The organism is Methylobacterium sp. WL6 (assembly GCF_008040095.1).
In the GTDB taxonomy this organism is placed as follows: Bacteria; Pseudomonadota; Alphaproteobacteria; order Rhizobiales; family Beijerinckiaceae; genus Methylobacterium.
The window spans coordinates 1-17100 of sequence record NZ_VRVH01000081.1; the positions used below are offsets into that span (position 1 = coordinate 1).

The 17100-nt window shown below is 72.2% G+C and carries 17 protein-coding genes and 1 tRNA gene; 8 read left to right on the forward strand and 10 right to left on the reverse strand.

Annotated features, from left to right (window positions below; translation table 11 throughout):
- On the reverse strand, positions 1-732 hold a 732-nt coding region (locus tag FV230_RS13070; protein ID WP_147842698.1), incomplete at its 3' end, for a type 1 glutamine amidotransferase.
- 251 nt (positions 733-983) lie between these two features.
- Here FV230_RS13070 and FV230_RS13075 point away from each other — a divergent pair.
- The 4 genes from FV230_RS13075 (at position 984) to FV230_RS13090 (ending at position 5069) form a co-directional block, all read left to right on the forward strand.
- The gene (locus FV230_RS13075) at positions 984-2486 is read left to right on the forward strand and encodes an ATPase domain-containing protein (protein WP_147727226.1); all 1503 of its coding nucleotides are present in this window, start codon (positions 984-986) and stop codon (positions 2484-2486) included.
- The gene (locus tag FV230_RS13080; RefSeq protein ID WP_147842699.1) at positions 2483-4537 is read left to right on the forward strand and encodes an ATP-binding protein; all 2055 of its coding nucleotides are present in this window, start codon (positions 2483-2485) and stop codon (positions 4535-4537) included. Before FV230_RS13075 ends, FV230_RS13080 begins: the two co-directional genes overlap by 4 nt.
- Before the next feature lie 38 nt (positions 4538-4575).
- The gene (locus FV230_RS13085; protein ID WP_147842700.1) at positions 4576-4905 is read left to right on the forward strand and encodes a multidrug efflux SMR transporter; all 330 of its coding nucleotides are present in this window, start codon (positions 4576-4578) and stop codon (positions 4903-4905) included.
- A gap of 80 nt (positions 4906-4985) precedes the next feature.
- Positions 4986-5069 (forward strand) — tRNA-Tyr (locus FV230_RS13090).
- Between the two features lie 167 nt (positions 5070-5236).
- Here the strand turns inward: FV230_RS13090 and FV230_RS13095 are convergent.
- Positions 5237-5980, reverse strand: a complete 744-nt coding sequence (locus FV230_RS13095) for a YggS family pyridoxal phosphate-dependent enzyme (protein WP_147842701.1) — start codon at positions 5978-5980, stop codon at positions 5237-5239.
- Positions 5981-6263: 283 nt separating this feature from the next.
- Here FV230_RS13095 and leuS point away from each other — a divergent pair, with 283 nt between their 5' ends.
- Positions 6264-8864: a leucine--tRNA ligase gene (leuS, locus tag FV230_RS13100; RefSeq protein WP_147842702.1), complete on the forward strand. Its 2601-nt coding sequence runs from the start codon at positions 6264-6266 to the stop codon at positions 8862-8864.
- A gap of 77 nt (positions 8865-8941) precedes the next feature.
- Here the strand turns inward: leuS and FV230_RS13105 are convergent, their stop codons facing one another.
- From FV230_RS13105 to FV230_RS13115, 3 genes are all read right to left on the reverse strand, one after another.
- The gene (locus FV230_RS13105; RefSeq protein ID WP_147727221.1) at positions 8942-9307 is read right to left on the reverse strand and encodes a response regulator; all 366 of its coding nucleotides are present in this window, start codon (positions 9305-9307) and stop codon (positions 8942-8944) included.
- 150 nt (positions 9308-9457) lie between these two features.
- Positions 9458-10027 (reverse strand): hypoxanthine phosphoribosyltransferase, encoded by a 570-nt coding sequence (gene hpt, locus FV230_RS13110; RefSeq protein ID WP_147727220.1) that lies wholly within the window; start codon positions 10025-10027, stop codon positions 9458-9460.
- Positions 10028-10106: 79 nt separating this feature from the next.
- Positions 10107-10931 (reverse strand): zinc-ribbon domain-containing protein, encoded by an 825-nt coding sequence (locus tag FV230_RS13115; protein ID WP_147842703.1) that lies wholly within the window; start codon positions 10929-10931, stop codon positions 10107-10109.
- A gap of 149 nt (positions 10932-11080) precedes the next feature.
- Between FV230_RS13115 and ftsE the strand changes: the two genes are divergently transcribed.
- The 3 genes from ftsE to FV230_RS13130 all read left to right on the forward strand — a co-directional run bounded on the left by ftsE (position 11081) and on the right by FV230_RS13130 (position 13774).
- Positions 11081-11824 carry a cell division ATP-binding protein FtsE gene (gene ftsE, locus FV230_RS13120; RefSeq protein WP_147729645.1) on the forward strand — a complete coding sequence of 248 codons (744 nt, stop codon included), beginning with the start codon at positions 11081-11083 and terminating at the stop codon, positions 11822-11824.
- Complete coding sequence (locus FV230_RS13125; protein ID WP_147842704.1) at positions 11824-12795, forward strand: ABC transporter permease; 972 nt, start codon at positions 11824-11826, stop codon at positions 12793-12795. The genes ftsE and FV230_RS13125 overlap by 1 nt, the downstream gene beginning before the upstream one ends.
- Before the next feature lie 181 nt (positions 12796-12976).
- Entirely contained in the window at positions 12977-13774 is a 798-nt protein-coding gene (locus tag FV230_RS13130) for a YdcF family protein (protein WP_147842706.1), read from the forward strand.
- A gap of 118 nt (positions 13775-13892) precedes the next feature.
- Here the strand turns inward: FV230_RS13130 and FV230_RS13135 are convergent, their stop codons facing one another.
- The 5 genes from FV230_RS13135 to raiA all read right to left on the reverse strand — a co-directional run bounded on the left by FV230_RS13135 (position 13893) and on the right by raiA (position 16921).
- Complete coding sequence (locus FV230_RS13135; protein WP_147842705.1) at positions 13893-14549, reverse strand: hypothetical protein; 657 nt, start codon at positions 14547-14549, stop codon at positions 13893-13895.
- Between the two features lie 61 nt (positions 14550-14610).
- Positions 14611-14997 carry a hypothetical protein gene (locus tag FV230_RS13140; RefSeq protein ID WP_147729483.1) on the reverse strand — a complete coding sequence of 129 codons (387 nt, stop codon included), beginning with the start codon at positions 14995-14997 and terminating at the stop codon, positions 14611-14613.
- A gap of 384 nt (positions 14998-15381) precedes the next feature.
- Positions 15382-15669 (reverse strand): hypothetical protein, encoded by a 288-nt coding sequence (locus tag FV230_RS13145; protein ID WP_147842707.1) that lies wholly within the window; start codon positions 15667-15669, stop codon positions 15382-15384.
- Between the two features lie 47 nt (positions 15670-15716).
- Positions 15717-16184 (reverse strand): PTS sugar transporter subunit IIA, encoded by a 468-nt coding sequence (locus FV230_RS13150; protein WP_147729862.1) that lies wholly within the window; start codon positions 16182-16184, stop codon positions 15717-15719.
- Between the two features lie 134 nt (positions 16185-16318).
- The gene (raiA, locus tag FV230_RS13155; RefSeq protein WP_147729861.1) at positions 16319-16921 is read right to left on the reverse strand and encodes a ribosome-associated translation inhibitor RaiA; all 603 of its coding nucleotides are present in this window, start codon (positions 16919-16921) and stop codon (positions 16319-16321) included.
- Positions 16922-17100 lie beyond the last annotated feature (179 nt).

A 17100-nucleotide genomic window follows, 5' to 3' on the forward strand; every position in this document is an offset into this window, starting at 1 on the left:
CGCGCCGCCCGCGTGGAGCGCGGCGATCTCCGCGGCATAGGCCGAGACCGCGGCGGCATCGGGCGCGAGGCCGGCCTCGACCACGTCCGCGGCGCTGACCCGCAGCATCGCCGCGAGCTCGTCGAAGTCGAGCTCGGGGTGGTACTGCGTGCCCCAGAACAGGCCGCCGCCGTGCGGGATCTCGATCGCCTGCACGTCGAGCAGCGCGTTCCCGGCCAGCACCCGCGCGCCCGGCGGCGGCGCGATCACCGCGTCCGAATGGATCGCCGGCGCGTCCCAGGCCGCGCCCCGGCCCGACAGCAGCGGGTGGCCGCGGCCTTCCGCCGTCGCCGTGATGCGGCGGGCGAAGCCGTATTCCGGCCCGCGCGGATTGGGGCCGACGTCGCCGCCGGCGACGACCGCGGCCAGTTGCGTCCCCCAGCACGAGCCGAACACCGGCAGCCCGGCCTCCAGAGCCGCGCGCATCAGGTCGCACTGGCGCGTCACCGCCGGGCTGCGCTCGCCGACCTTCAGGGGCGAGCCGGTGAAGATCACGCCGTCGTAGGCGGTAAGCGCCGCGCCGTCGGGCAGGGCGGCGTCGGCGTCGGCCGGGCTGAGCAGCCGGCATTGCGCCTCCGGGCGATAGGCGTGGACGACGTCGGCGTAGGATTCGGCCGAGGTGCGGCCGGTGACCGCGACGTGCTGGGCGCGGTCGTCGCGCGTGTTGCCGTCCGCGATGAGCAGTCGAAGCATGGGGGCCTTGCGGGAGATCGTCGGGATCCGGTCACGGGCAACGTCCGGCGCCGCCCGATGGTGCTGCGGCATAGGTGCAGCCGCGACGCCGGGCGTGATCCGGCGCCGGTCCGGACGATCGCCGCGGTGCCCGCCATCCGAGGGTCTCGGGACCTATCGACGGCTGCCGCGTTGAGGCAGGGCCGTTCCTGAGGCAAAGCACTCCCTCAGGGGCCGCCGGCCGAGCGCCCGATCCACCCTGCGTGATGACGATGACGACTGATCAGACACCGCGCGTCGCACCCTACGTCCGGGACACCCTGTCGACCGGGATCGCCGGGCTCGACGACGTCCTGTCCGGCGGCCTGACCAAGGGGCGGCTCTACCTGCTCGAGGGCACGCCCGGCGCCGGCAAGACCACGCTCGCCCTGCAGTTCCTGCTCGACGGCGTCGCGCACGGCGAGAAGAGCCTCTACGTCACCTTGTCGGAGAGCGCCGAGGAGCTGCGGGCCTCGGCGGCGTCGCATGGCTGGTCGCTCGACGGCGTCGAGCTCTACGAGCTCGTCAACGAGCTCGGCCTCGACCCCGAGAGCGAGCAGTCGATCCTGCACCCCTCCGAGGTGGAGCTCGGCGAGACCGTCCGCGAGGTCATCGAGCGGGTGGACGCGCTGCAGCCGAACCGCGTGGTGTTCGACAGCCTGTCCGAATTGCGGCTGCTCGCCCAGAACCCGCTGCGCTACCGCCGCCAGATCCTGGCGCTGAAGCAGCTCTTCGCGGCGCGGGGCTGCACGGTGTTCCTGCTCGACGACGGCACCACCGACGTGCAGCTCCACAGCATCGCGCACGGCGTCCTGCTCCTGGAGCACACCCCGCGCGAGTTCGGCGCGGGACGGCGCCGCCTCCGCGTCCTGAAGATGCGCGGCGTGAAGGCGCGGGGCGGGTACCACGACTTCGTCCTCGAGACCGGCGGGATCGAGGTGTTCCCGAGCCTGATCGCCGCCGAGCACCACGCCGACTTCGCGCCGGTGACCGTCACGACCGGCGCGCCGGGCCTCGACCTCCTGCTCGGCGGTGGGCTGGTGCGCGGCACCAACACGCTGCTGCTCGGGCCGTCCGGGGCCGGCAAGACCACGACCGCGGTGCGCTGCATGCTGGCGGCCCTGGAGCGGGGCGAGAAGGCCACCTACTTCCTGTTCGACGAGGGCCGGGCGACCCTGCTGGCGCGCGCGGCCATCCTTGGGATGGACCTGCAGCCGCACATCGCCGACGGCGACCTCAGCATCGCGCAGATCGATCCGGCCGAGCTGGCGCCGGGCGAGTTCGCCTGCCGCGTCCGCGAGGCGGTGGAGCGGGACGGCGCGTCCTGCGTCGTCGTCGACAGCCTCAACGCCTACATCCACGCGATGCCGGGCGAGCAGTTCCTGATCCTGCAGATGCACGAGCTGCTGACCTACCTGAACCAGAAGGGCGTCACGACCCTGCTGGTTCTCGGGCAGCACGGCGTCATCGGCGAGGTCCGCTCCGACATCGACCTGAGCTATCTCAGCGACGGCATCCTCCTGTTCCGCTACTTCGAGGCCAAGGGCGAGGTCCGAACCGCGCTCTCGGCGGTCAAGAGCCGGGTCAACGCGCACGAGCGCACGATCCGCGAGCTGAGGCTCTCCCGCAACGGGATCCAGGTTGGGGAGACGCTGACCGACTTCGAGGGCGTGCTCTCGGGCCTGCCCGCCTACGGCGGCAAGGTCGCGATGCTGCGCAGCGACACGGCGGAATGAGCCGGCCCGGCCCCGACGAGACCCGCGTCCTCATCCTGGCGCCGCGCGGACGCGACGCGGTGGTGATGGAGCAGCTGCTGGCCAAGTCCGGCACCGCCGCCACGGTCTGCGCCGACGGGGCCGCGTGGCTCGCCGGCCTCGAGGCCTCGGCCGGCTCGGCGATCGTCACCGAGGAGGCGCTGGCCGAGGTCGACCCGGACTCCCTCGCGGCCTGGATCGAGCGCCAGCCGCCCTGGTCGGACTTCCCGTTCATCATGCTGGCGACGCGCCAGGCGGGGCGCCGCCCGGCGCGGGGCGCGGCCATGGTGGAGCGCCTCGGCAACGTCGTGCTGCTGGAGCGCCCGATCAACGCCGAGACCCTGATCAGCGCCGTCGCCTCGGCGCTGCGGGTGCGGCGGCGCCAGTACCAGGCGCGCGGGCACATCCGCGAGCGCGAACAGGACCAGGAGCGCCTGCGCGTCGCCAACGAGACCCTGGAGCGGCGGGTCGCCGAGCGCACCCGCGAGGTCGAGGCCGCCCGCGAGACCCTGGCCTTCGCCCTCGATTCCGCCGGCATGGGAACCTGGGACCTCGACCTCCTCACCGACACCGCCCGCCGGTCGGCCCGCCACGACGCGATCTTCGGCTACGACGCGCCGCTCCCGCATTGGGGCCGGCAGACCTTCCTCGCCCACGTCCACCCGGAGGATCGTGAGGCGGTGACGGCGGCCTTCGCGCAGGCGGCGCGGGCGGGGACGCTCGACATCGAATACCGGATCGTGCGCCCCGACGGGGCCGTGCGCTGGATCGCGGCCAAGGGCCGGGCGGAATACCGCGCCGACGGCACGCCGGTCCGCATGGCCGGCATCGTCCTCGACCGCTCCGACCAGCGCAACACCGAGGAGGCGCTGCGCCAGGCGCAGAAGATGGAGGCGATCGGCCAGCTCACCGGCGGCGTCGCGCACGACTTCAACAACCTCTTGACGGTCATCGTCGGCGGCCTCGACATGGTCCTGCGCAAGCCCGACAACGTCGAGCGGGTCAAGCGCCTCGCCGACGCCGCGATGACGGCGGCCCGGCGCGGCGAGCAGCTGACGCAGCAGCTCCTTGCCTTCTCGCGCCGGCAGATGCTGCGGCCGCAGACGCTGAACCCGAACCGCCTGCTCATCGACTTCCGGCCGCTGGCCGAGCGCGCCGCCGGCGCCGCGATCGAGCTCGCCTTCGACCTCGACCCCGCCCTCGACCCGATCCGCGTCGACCCCGCCCAGTTCGAGGCGGCGATCCTCAACCTCGTCGTCAACGCCCGCGACGCGATGGAGGCGGGAACCGGCAGCGCCCGGATCGAGGTCCGCAGCCGCAACTTCCGGCTCGACACCGCGGCCGTCGCCGACAAGGGGGTGCCGCCGGGCGCCTATGTCGAGATCGCGGTGTCCGACACCGGCAGCGGCATCGCGCCGGACCTGATGGCGCGGGTGTTCGAGCCGTTCTTCACCACCAAGGAGGTCGGCAAGGGCACCGGCCTCGGCCTGAGCCAGGTCTACGGCTTCACCCGCAGCGCCAAGGGCTTCGTCGCGATCGAATCCGAGGTCGGGCGCGGCACCACCTTCCGCCTGCGCTTCCCGCGCTCGGCCGACCCCGCCGGCGAGGAGACGGGCATGGGCGAGCGCGGCGTGCTGCCGCTGCGCCGCGCCGGCGAGGGCGAGACCGTGCTGCTCGTCGAGGACGACGAGCAGGTCCTCACCATGGCCGTCGAGAGCCTGGAGGAGCTGCGCTACAAGGTCGTCGTCGCGCGCAACGCGGCCGAGGCGCTGGCCCATCTCAAGGACGTCCAGCGCATCGACATCCTGTTCTCGGACGTGATGATGCCCGGCGGCATGAACGGCTCGCAGCTCGCCGCCGAGGCGCAGCGCCTGCGGCCCGGCCTCAAGGTCCTGCTCACCTCGGGCTACGTCGCCGACCTCGACGAGGGCCAGGTCATCGGCCGCGGCGAGCTCCCGGTGCTCAACAAGCCCTATCGCCGCGACGAGCTCGCCCGGTCGCTCCGCCTCGTCCTCGGGGCCGACGACGCCTGAATGGGCCGCCGATCCGACGAACCGGGAGTGCAGCGGCCGTGAACTGGATCTATCTGGCGATCGCGATCGTCGCCGAGGTGATCGGCACCAGCGCCCTGAAGGCCTCCGCCGGGTTCTCGCGGCCGGTGCCGCTGCTGATCACGGTCGCGGGCTACGGGGTCGCGTTCTTCTTCCTCGCGCTCACCCTGCGGACGATCCCGATGGGGGTCGCCTACGCGGTCTGGTCGGGCGTCGGCATCGTCCTGATCTCGCTCGTCGGCTGGCTGGTGTTCCGCCAGGGCCTCGACGCCCCGGCCCTGATCGGCCTCGGCCTGATCGTCGCCGGCGTGGTGGTGATCAACGGCTTCTCGAGCACCGCCGGGCACTGAGCCGCCGGCCGCGCCGCACGGTTGACACGCCGCCCCCCCCTCACCATAAGGGCCCCGCGCGGCCCGATGGGCTGTCCTTTGGGGGAATGTCCCGAGCGGCAAAGGGGGCGGACTGTAAATCCGCTGCGTAAGCTTCGTAGGTTCGAGTCCTACTTCCCCCACCACGTCCTTCCTTGCGATCATCACCGGCATCGCCCTGCTTCGCACGGGCCTTGCCGCGCCGGGCGAGCCTCCGGGCGGTCCGTGACGGCGGCGGATTTCGCCCTGCGACCGCAGGGTCCGCCGGCTCGCCCAAGGCAACCTTCCGTCGCCGGCGACGGCCCGGCGCGGATCAGGCCTTCCGCGTCCGCGCCCCGAAGATCGACGTGCCGACCCGGACATGGGTCGCGCCCATCTGGATCGCGGCCGGGTAATCGGCGCTCATGCCCATCGAGAGGATCGGCAGGTTGTGCCGCCGGGCGAGCGCGGCGAGCAGGGCGAAGTGGGCCGAGGGCGGGTCCTCCACCGGCGGCACGCACATCAGCCCCTGGATCGCCAGCCCGTGGGTGCCGACGCATTCGGCGAGCAGGACGTCGAGGGCGTCGGGCGAGACGCCGCCCTTCTGCGGCTCGTCCCCGGTGTTGACCTGGATCAGCAGCTTCGGCGTGCGCCCCGTGCGGGCGATCTCCTTGGCCAGCGCCGCGGCCAGGGACAGCCGGTCCAGCGAATGGATCACGTCGAACAGCTCGACCGCCTCGCGCGCCTTGTTCGATTGCAGCGGCCCGACGAGGTGGAGCTCCACGTCCGGGTAGCGGTCCTTGAGCGCGGGCCACTTGGCGCGCGATTCCTGCACGTAGTTCTCGCCGAACAGGCGCTGGCTGGCTTCGAGGGCCGGCAGGATGCCCTCGGCCGGCACGGTCTTCGAGACGGCGATGAGGCGGATGCCGGCGGGATCCCGCGCGCAATCCTCGCTCGCCCGGGCGATCCCGGCCAGCACCTCGGCGAGGCCCGCGGCGACGTCGGCCTCGCCGACGGGCGGCTTGCCGGAGATCGGCGGCTCCGAGGTCGGGGGCGTATCGATCGGCGTGTCGGTCATTGAAGTCCTTTGGGCGGGTCGTCCGGCCATCGCCGGGGAAAGGTGGGCGGGCCCGCGGCGCTGTCCAACGCTGCCGCGCGGGTGAGGGCGATTCTGCACCTCAATGCCGGGATCGCGCGCCCGGCGCAAAGCCATCTGTGCTTGCATCCGCCACAGGGATCACGCGCCGATGGATCGGCCTCGATTGCCACGCCGGCAGATCCGTTGGCCGAGCCCGCCGCGAATGTGCTAACGCCGCCGCTTCCCCGGTCCGCCCCGCCCGATCCCGGTTTTCGACGACGCCATGACCCATCCTCCCAGCCACCAGACCCTCGAGCGCTACAACGCCAAGGATTCCGAGCCGCGCTGGCAGGAGGCCTGGGCGCAGGCGCGGCTGTTCGAGACCGACAACGCCGACGCCCGCCCGAAATACTACGTGCTGGAGATGTTCCCCTATCCGTCGGGGCGCATCCACATGGGCCACGTGCGGAACTACGCGATGGGCGACGTGGTGGCGCGCTACAAGCGGGCAAAGGGGTTCGCGGTGCTGCACCCGATGGGCTGGGACGCCTTCGGGCTGCCGGCCGAGAACGCCGCGATCGAGCGGAAGACCAACCCGCGGGACTGGACCTACGCCAACATCGCGACGATGCGCGGGCAGCTGCAATCCATGGGCCTGTCGCTCGATTGGAGCCGCGAGATCGCGACCTGCGATCCGGACTACTACAAGCACCAGCAGCGCATGTTCCTCGACTTCCTCGGCAAGGGGCTGGTCACGCGCCGCACCGCCAAGGTGAACTGGGACCCGGTCGACCACACCGTGCTCGCCAACGAGCAGGTGATCGACGGGCGCGGCTGGCGCTCGGGCGCGCCGGTCGAGCAGCGCGAGCTGACGCAGTGGTTCTTCAAGATCACCGACTTCGCGCAGGATCTCTACGACGCGCTCGACGGTCTCGAGCGCTGGCCGGAGAAGGTCCGGCTGATGCAGCGGAACTGGATCGGGCGCTCGCAGGGGTTGCAGGTCCGGTTCGCCCTCGCGACGGCGGTCGAGGGGGTCGGCGAGGCGATCGAGGTCTACACCACCCGGCCCGACACCCTGTTCGGCGCGCGCTTCCTGGCGATCGCCGCCGACCATCCCGTGGCGGCGGCCCTGTCCGGCGCGAACCCGGCGCTGCAGGCCTTCGTCGACGAATGCCGGCGCATGGGCACGGCGCAGGCGGCGATCGACACGGCGGAGAAGCTCGGCTTCGACACCGGGCTCACCGTGCGCCATCCGCTCGACCCGTCCTGGACGCTGCCGGTCTACGTCGCGAACTTCGTGCTGATGGAGTACGGCACCGGCGCCGTCTTCGGCTGCCCGGCGCACGACCAGCGCGATCTCGACTTCGCCAACAAGTACGGCCTCGGCAACACCCCCGTGGTCTGCCCCGAGGACCAGGATCAGGACAGCTTCGTCATCACCGACACCGCCTTCGACGGCGACGGGCGGATGATCAACTCGCGCTACCTCGACGGCATGACGACGGGCGAGGCCTTCGAGGCGGTGGCGAACCGCCTGGAGGCGGAGGTCCTCTCCGGCCGGCCGGTCGCGGCCCGCAAGGTGCAGTTCCGCCTGCGCGACTGGGGCGTGTCGCGCCAGCGCTACTGGGGCTGCCCGATCCCGATCATCCACTGCGAGGCCTGCGGCCCCGTGCCGGTGCCGGTCGCCGACCTGCCGGTGAGGCTGCCCGAGGAGGTCTCGTTCGACCAGCCCGGCAACCCGCTGGAGCGTGACCACGCCTGGCGCACCGTGCCGTGCCCGTCCTGCGGCGCTGCGGCGCGGCGCGAGACCGACACGATGGACACCTTCGTCGACTCGTCCTGGTACTACGCCCGGTTCACCGCGCCGTGGCTCGCCGACCGGCCGACCGACCCGGCGGCGGTGAACCGCTGGCTCGCCGTCGACCAGTATATCGGCGGCATCGAGCACGCGATCCTGCACCTGCTCTACGCGCGCTTCTTCATGCGGGCGATGCAGGCGACCGGCTGGTCCGGCGTCTCGGAGCCGTTCGCCGGCCTGTTCACCCAGGGCATGGTCGTCCACGAGACCTACAAGGACGCGGCCGGCGCCTGGGTGCCGCCGGCGGAGGTGCGGTTCTCGACCGAAGACGGCGAGCGACGCGGGTTCCACGTGAAAACCTCGGCGCCCATCGCGATCGGCCCGATCGAGAAGATGTCGAAGTCGAAGAAGAACGTCGTCGACCCCGACGACATCATCGCCTCCTTCGGCGCCGACACCGCGCGCTGGTTCATGCTCTCGGATTCGCCGCCGGAGCGCGACGTGATCTGGACGGAGGAGGGCGTGCAGGGCGCCGCCCGCTTCGTGCAGCGGGTGTGGCGGCTGGTGAACGCCGCCGTCTCGGCCACCGGATCGGGCGGCGGCGACGCGGCCTTGCGCAAGGCCGCGCACAAGGCGCTCGCCGCCTTCGGCGAGGATGTCGAGCGCCTGCGCTTCAACCGCTGCGTCGCCCACGTCTACACCCTCGCCAACGCCCTCGAGGACGCGTTCCGCGGCGGCGCCTCGGCGGCGGCCGGCCGCGAGGCCGCCGGCATCCTGGTCCAGCTGATCGCGCCGATGATGCCGCACCTGGCCGAGAGCTGCTGGGCGGTGCTCGGCCGCGACGGGCTGGTCGCGCAGGCGCCGTGGCCCGGCTTCGACCCCGCTTTGCTGGTCGAGGATACGGTCGCGCTCCCGGTGCAGGTCAACGGCAAGAAGCGCGCCGACGTCACCGTCCCGCGCGACGCCGACGCGGCGGCCGTCGAGGCCCTGGTGCTCGCCGACGAGGCGGTCCGGCGCGCCCTCGAAGGCCGGACGCCCCGCAAGGTCATCGTCGTGCCCGGGCGGATCGTGAACCTGGTGGTGTGAGGAGGGGCTGCCCCCTCCCCCGCTTAAGGGGGGAGGGAAGAGGCGTGCGATCGCTCGTGGATCGACCGAACGTCGTCTCAGGCCGCGAGCGCCCGGCTCACCGTGGCGCGCAGGTCCGCCAGCGAGAACGGCTTCGTCAGCACGTCGGTGACGATGGCGTCGAGGCCGCGCGCGCGCTCGCGCTGGTCGGCGAAGCCGGTCATCAGCAGGATGGTCAGGTCGGGGAAGTCGCGCTTGGCCGCGAGCGCCAGCGCGATGCCGTCCATCAGCGGCATGCGGATGTCGGTGAGCATCAGGTCGAAGGCGCCGTCGGATTCGTTCAGCCGGTCGAGGCCGTCGCTGCCGTCGATCGCTGTGACCACGGCATGGCCGTCGATCTCGAGGCCTCGCTTGAGGAAGCCGCGAACCGTCTCTTCGTCATCCACCAGAAGGATGCGCGCCATGTCGCCTGTATTCGATCCACCGAGGGAAGGCCGTCCGGCCCGGACACGTCTAGAGATCGTCTAAACATCGGCCGTCCTGTCAAGACATTTGAGGACGAAAAGCCTGGAAGTGCCGGAGGGTTGCGAAAATGCCGCGTCCCGAAACGCGGTTCAGGCCCCGCCGAACAGGTCCGGATCTTGGCTGTCGTAGTCGACGACGCCGACGAAGGGGAGCTGGCGGAAGGCGTGGGCCGCATCCATGCCGTAGCCGACGACGAAGGCGTCGGGGCAGGTGAAGCCGACGAAGTCGGCGTCGATCTGCACCGCGCGCTTGCCCGGCTTCTCGAGCAGCACCGCGGTGAGGACGCGCGAGGCGCCGCGGGCCATCAGCAGGTCCTTGGCGAAGACCACCGTGCGGCCGGATTCGAGGATGTCGTCGACGAGCAGCACGTCGCGGCCGCGCACCTCGCTCTGGACGTCGCGCAGGATCTCGACCTGGCCGGAGGAGATCGTGCCGGTGCGGTAGCTCGACAGGTGCACGAACTCGACCTGCGGCGACAGCCCGACCCGGTGCAGGGCCCGCAGCAGGTCGGCGGCGAACATGAAGCTGCCCTTCAGCACCGCCACCACGAGCAGGTTCTGCGGGGCGGCCGCCTTGATCTCGCGGGCCAACGCCTCGTTGCGCGTGGCGATGGTGGCTTCGTCGAAGAGGACGCGGACGCGTCGGGAGGGCGTGGTCATGCGCCTCCATACCCTATTCCGGCGCCGTCCGGCCACGGCCCGCCGGCGGAAAATCGACGGCGGCGCGGTCGCCCGCGACCTACTCCGCTTTCGCCGTCTCGGGTCTGGCCGTCTCCGGCCTGCCCGACTCCGGCTTGCCCGCATCCGAGAACCGGACCTCGATGCCGCGGCCCTGCTCGGGCGGATCGGGAAACCGGCCGGCGAATCGCGCGGTCTCGCCCTGCGCCAGCCGGCTGCGCGGCGGGGCGATGGTGTAGGTCCTCACGACGCCCGCGGCGGCGTCGCGCATCACGACGCTGATCGGCGGCACCGGCACGCCGCCGCGGGCGATGCCGACGAGGTCGCCCTCGACTGCGAGCTCGGCCGGCTTCTCGCCGTCGGCCGGGGTGCGGACGGCGGCGACGTCCCGGATCTCGAGGCCGCGCAGGTTCACCGGCAGGCCGATGCGGGCGAACAGCCCGGCCGCCTGCGGCAGCGCCTGCACCACCGGCACGCGGGCGAGGCAGGCGAGCGGGATCGCGGCCAAAACCACCAGGCAGGCGGCCAGGGCCGGCGACAGCCCGGCGATCCCGCCCTTGCCCTGGTTCTGGCCGAGCGGCTTGTAGCCGAGCTTGGCCTTCTTCGCCCGCGTGCCGCGCGGCGGTGCGGGAACGTTGTCGATGGTGTCGGCCGTCGCGGCGCTGCGCACCGCGGCGGAGGCCTCGGCCCAGGCATCCTCGGAGACCGTCTCGTCGGCGCCGGGGCTTGCGGCCTGCAGCTCGGCCTCGTGGGCGGCGATCACCTCGGCCGGCGACACGAACCAGGTCTCGCGGCAGGCGGCGCAGCGCACCGAACGCCCCTCGGTGCCGACGCGGGCGGTCTCGATGCGATATTCGCTGGCGCAGGTCGGGCAGACGATCAGCATACGCGGCACGCTCGTTGGCGGGGGCAGCCGGGCGGGACCTGCGGCGAAAACCCTTGGGCGATCGTCTTCGGTTAGGGTTAAGCTCCGGTGAAACCGCCGGGAGCCGGCTTGAAATGGCCATGCGCGGCGGTCATCCCGGTGCGGACGGCATGGACCGGGACGGAACGGGAGCGAACGGGCCCTTGCGCGAAACGGCGACGACGAAAAGCCTGCTCTCCGGGGCGGAAGGGCCTGTGGTCCAGTTCGAGAACGTCGGCATGCGCTACGGCCTCGGGCCGGAGGTGCTGTCCGACGTGAGCTTCCGCATCCAGCCGCACTCGTTCCAGTTCCTCACCGGGCCGTCGGGGGCCGGCAAGACGACGCTGCTGCGGCTGATCCTGCTCTCGGTGCGCCCGACCCGCGGGCTGGTCTCGGTGTTCGGCAACGAGGTCAGCGGCATCTCCAGCGCGTCGCTCACCGGCCTGCGCCGCCGCATGGGCGTGGTGTTCCAGGATTTCCGCCTGCTCGACCACCTCACGACCTACGAGAACGTGGCGCTGCCGCTGCGCGTCCAGGGCCGGGCAGAGACCAGCTACCGGGCCGAGGTCGTTGAGCTGCTGCGCTGGGTCGGCCTCGGCGAGCGCATGCACGTGCTGCCGCCGCTGCTCTCGGGCGGCGAGAAGCAGCGCGCGGCCATCGCCCGGGCGCTCATCGCCCGGCCCGACCTGCTGCTCGCCGACGAGCCGACCGGCAACGTCGACCCGAGCCTCGGGCGCCGCCTGCTGCGGCTCTTCCTCGAGCTGAACAAGCTCGGCACCTCGGTGATCATCGCCACCCACGATTTCGGGATCATGGACTCGGTCGATGCCCGCCGGATGGTGATCGGCGACGGCCGCCTGCGGATCGAAGGCTGATGGACACGACCCGCGAACGCAGCCAGGCCGCCAGGACGGCCCCGGACAGGGCCGCGGTCGATCCGGCGCTGCCCCCGACCCTGCGGCGCAACGCGCCCCTGGTCCCGACCGATTCGGCTGCGAGCCGCTCGCTCGCCGCCGTCATCGCCATCCTCACCTTCCTCGCGGGCCTGTGCGCGGGCGCGGCCGAGATCGTCGCGTCGAGCGCCGGCCAGTGGCAGGGCACCGTGGCGCAGGAGGTGACGATCCAGGTACGCCCGGCCCCCGGCCGCGACCTCGACGCCGACATCGCCCGGGCCGACGCCATCGCCAAGGCCGAGCCCGGCATCGCCGCGACGCGGGTGTTCTCCAAGGCGGAGGCCGAGCGCCTGCTCGAGCCCTGGCTCGGCAGCGGCCTCGACCTCTCCGACCTGCCGGTACCGCGCCTGATCACCCTGAAGCTCGGCGACCAGTCCCCCGACCTCAAGCACCTGCGCGCCGGCCTCGCCGAGGCGATGCCGGGGGTCGCCAGCCTCGACGACCATGCGCTCTGGCTGCAGCGGCTCTCGACCGCGGCCAACACCTTCGTCGGCATCGGCGTCGGCATCGTCGCGCTGGTGCTGGTCGCCACCGGCCTCGCGGTGGCGTTCGCCACCCGCGGCGCCATGGCCGGAAACCGCGAGGTGGTGGAGGTGCTCCACTTCGTCGGCGCCGACGACGACTTCATCGCCCGCGCCTTCCAGCGCCGGTTCTTCGGGCTGGGGTTGCGCGGCGGGATCATCGGCTCGGCCGCGGCGCTCGCCGCCTTCGCGCTGGCCGGGCTGCTCGCCCGCACCTGGCGCTCGGGGCCGGCGGGCGACGAGGTCGAGGCTTTGTTCGGCGCCTTCCACATCGGCTGGCGCGGCTATGCCAGCGTGATGGCGATCGGCGTCATCGCCTCGCTCGTCACCGCCGTGATCTCCCGGCTGACCGTGCGGCGGTTCCTGGCCTGAGTCACGCGTCCGGCCGGTCCGGCACCGCGCCCCGCCGGGCATCGGAGACGAACGGTTTCGAAAATCCCCGTGATCGGAAGTGCTTGGCCGTGCGTTAACCCTCCGGAAAGGATTTGCGTCCGCAAATGCCGCCTCCGCCCCGCCGCAATCGGCGCTATTCTCCCGGAGCATGACCACGCGTATGGCGCGCGCCTTCGATCCGAGACAGGCCGGCCCCGGCGCCGAGCTCACGGGCTGGGCCTGGGACGCCCGCCCGAGGGCGATGCCGGCGGCCGCGCCCGCCGCGCGGCCCGTCGGCCCGGTGGCGCTGACGATCCTCGGCCTCGCCGGCCTCGGCGCGGTCGCGCTGCTCTCCGGCTTCCTCGCCTTCGTCGCCGCGCTCGACCGCAGCGAGCGGGTGCCGCAGGGCCGTGCCGACGGGATCGTCGCGCTGACCGGCGGCGCCCAGCGCATCGGCGACGCGATCGACCTGCTGGCCGGCGGCTACGGCCGGCGCCTGCTGATCACCGGCGTCAACGAACGCACCAGCCGCGACGAGATCGCCCGGCTCAACCCGACGCAGCGCCACTGGATCGATTGCTGCGTCGACCTCGACTACCGCGCGCGCAACACCATCGGCAACGCCATCGAGACCCGGCGCTGGATGCGCCACAACCGCTTCAGCACCGTCGCGGTGGTGACCTCGAACTACCACATGCCGCGGACCCTGATCGAGCTCGACCACGCGCTCCAGGGCGCCGACCGGATCGTGCCCCATCCGGTGATCGCCGAAGGCTTCGACGCCGCCGATTGGTGGCACAGCCCCTCGGCGACCAAGCTGCTGGCGTCCGAATACCTGAAGTTCCTGGTCGCCTGGGTCCGCACCCGCTTCGAGACTGACCCGGAAAGCTCGCGCGTCGCGATCCTGATCGGCCGCGGCAAGCCGGTGAAGGCGCCGGTGCGGATGGTCGCCGAGCCGCTGCTGCGCGATCTGCAGTAGGCCGGCCGCGCCGCTCGCCGGCCCCACCTCATGAAAAAGCCCTGCGTGCCGGGGCATCGCAGGGCTGATCGGGGGCACCGTCGCCGAGGCGACGGGCCGATCGAAGGCTGAGCGTCGCTCAGAGCGGCTTGGCGGGGTAGGTGCGCACGCCGGGGCGGGCAGCCGCGCCCGAAGGAACGCCCTGGCTCGCCGTCGCGCCGGACGGGTCGGACGCGGTCAGCGCCGGGCCACTCCAGCCCTCGGACCGCCAGCTCTGCGACCGCTCGTCGACGTTGACCGAACCGTGCTGCTCGAGGATGTCCATCGCCGTCGTGGCGTGGGCGTCGTCCGTGCGCACCGTCACCAGGGTGCCGCCGCGGCGGATGCCCTCGTTGTAGGTGTGGGCGTCGTTCTCGCTGATCCCGGCGCCGGTGAGCGCGCCGACGAGGCCGCCCGCGGCCGCGCCGATGCCGGCGCCCGTCAGGGTCGCGACCAGCCAGCCGGCCGCCACGACCGGCCCGACGCCGGGGATGGCGAGCAGGCCGAGGCCGGTGAGGAGGCCGGTCGCGCCGCCGACCACCGTGCCGAGCGAGGCGCCGGTCCCGGCTCCCGTCTCGGCCTTGTGGGCGGTCTCGGCATGGTCGCCCGTGCCTAGCCGGCTGGCATGCCGGTCGCCCTCGTTGTTGCTGACGACGCTGATGTCGCCGTGCGAGATGCCGGCCGCCTCGAGGCGGGACACCGCGGTGCTGGCCGCGTCGTAATCGTCGTAGAGCGCGGTGATGGTTTGCTGAGCCATGGTCAAATCCTGGATGTCGTGGGAATTGCGTGCCTGCGCCTCAGCCGTCCGGGGACGGCGATCACTGCGCGGCGACGTTGCCCTTGAAGTCGACGCCGACCTTGACCGGCTTGCCGTTCAGCATCGCGTCGCCGCGCCAGATGCCCTTGTCGTCCTTCATCAGGCCGCGGACGTCCTTGTAGCCGGCATCCTCGAGACGCTTGTGCGTCTGGGCTTCCGTGAAGCTGTTGGCGCCTTCCTCCAGCTTGGCATGCGCGGCCGCGTTGGCGGTGGCGGGCTTGCCGGCGTCGGGCCGGTCGGTGTTCGGACGCGTGACGGCTTCCTGGCCACCGGACTTCTCGCTGGACTTGGCGTCCGGAGCGGGGTTGCCCGTCGTCGTGGTCTGTGCGGACACGGTGCCCGTACCGAGAAGGGTGACGAGCGCGATGGCGGTCAGATAGCGTTGCAAGGCGGTTTCCTCTACTGTTGGTCCCCTTCAATTCCTTCGTGGCGCGAAGCGTTCCACTTTATATTTTGCGAGAACATCGTGTCGGCGGCTAACGACGGCGACGAGCTTTGCGATCACGCACGGCTTGCTTGGGAAATATTTCGCAGCGGTTGCCGCAGCGTGCGCAATGACCAGGACGCGCGCGAAACATCGCGCTCTTCCCTCCTCCCGACGGATCTCGGGCTTGCCCGAGATCCGCACCCTGTGTCCCCAAGTCGGGCAGGCCCGACTTGGGGACGGGGGAGGGAAGAGGCGTCGCCGCTTCGGTTGCAGGGATGAGAGCCGGGAGCGAAACGACGGCACGGGGCCGGGCCGATAGGAACCGGCCTCCACCCCCCTTCACGATCACCCGCGGCAGCGGGCCTTGATCGCGGCGGAGAATTCCTTCTCGGAGTCCTGGACCTGGGTCAGCCGGGCGCCGCGCTCGGAGCCCGAGAGGCAGCGGCCGTAGACGCCGGCGACGCGGCGCATGGTGTCCACGTGGCGGCGCCAGATCCGGCAGGCCTTGGCGTCGTCGCCGTCGGCCTGCTCGAGCTGGTCGAGCGCCTGCCGCTGCATCGATTGGGCGACGAGCACGTCGCGGGCGCAGGTGCCGTCGGCCGCGCCCTGCTGCGCCGCGGCCGCCGCGGGCATGGCGAGGAACGCCGCGAGCGCGGCCCGGCGCAGGAAGCGAGGCCCGCTCATGCGGCCTGCGAGGCCGAGGTGTGGGTGAGCAGCGCGTAGAGGGCGTGCCCGTCGCGGGCCGCGCGGATCCGGTCGAGGATTCCCGGCTCGCGCAGGATGCGCGCGACCTGGGCGAGCGCCTTCAAGTGGTCGGCGCCCGCGCCCTCGGGGGCGAGCAGCAGGAAGGCGAAGTCGACCGGGCGGCCGTCAAGGGACTCGAAGTCGACCGGGCGGTCGAGGCGGGCGACGAGCCCGAACAGCCGGTCGAGCCCCGGCAGCTTGCCGTGCGGGATCGCGACGCCGTCGCCGATGCCGGTGGAGCCGAGGCGCTCGCGCTGGAGCAGGGTCTCGTAGACGTCGCGGGCGTCGAGCGCCGGCAGGCGGCGGACGGCCTGGGCGGCGAGGTCCTGCAGCACCTGCTTCTTGGCCCGGGCGCGGAGCGAGGGCACCACGGAATCCGGATCGAGGAATTCCAGCATCGGCATTGAAGGACCGCCCGTCCGATCGAAAGCCATGGGGGCCCCGCCCCCATGAAGAGGGGGCGCGCCGCGTTGTCCGCGCGGCCCAGCCCCGAAAACATCAATCCCCGCGCCGACGGGCCGGTTCCGGCTCCCTCGGCTCAGGCCGCGGCGCTCGGCGGGTCGACCCAGCCGATCGCGCCGTCGCTGCGCCGGTATACGACGTTGATGCGGCCGGTGCCAGCATGGACGAAGACGATCACCGGGGCGCCGGTGAGGTCCAGCGCGGTGACCGCCTCGCTCACCGAGTGGCGCTTGAGGGTCTTGGTGCTCTCGGCCACGATCGGCGGATGGTTCGAGCCGTCGTCGGGCTCGTCCTCGTCCTCCTCCGGCGCGGCGAAGACCGCATAGGCCGCCTCGACCGCGGCGCCGTTCGGGCCCCCGTTCGGCCCTTGGGCATGCTCCTTGAGCCGGTGCTTGTAGCGGCGCAGGCGCTTCTCCAGCCGGTCGGCGGTCTGCTCGAAGCTGGCGCGGGCGTCGTGCGCGGTGGACGACGCCTCGATGGTGAGCCCGGAGACGAGGTGCAGCACGCAGTCGGTGCGGTAGGCGGTGCCGTCGCGCCGGAGCGTGACGTGGCCGGTGCTCGAGTCGTTCATGTGCCCGTCGAGATACTTGGACAGGGTCGCCGCCATCCGCTCGTCGACCCGGCCCCTGAGGGCTTCGCCGAGGTCCAGGCCGTGGCCCGTGACGCGCAATGACCCCATGTATCCTCCGGTTTGGTTGACCCTGGTCTCTTGCCCGCGGATCGAGGCCCGCGGGATTCGGCGGAACGCCGACCCGCCGTCGCGGCGGGGGACGGAGTTAAGGAGCCGGCGCAGGGGAAGTCAACGGAGAGGGCCGGCCCCTCCGGCGGCGGCCGCGACGCCGGGGCGAACCCGAAGCC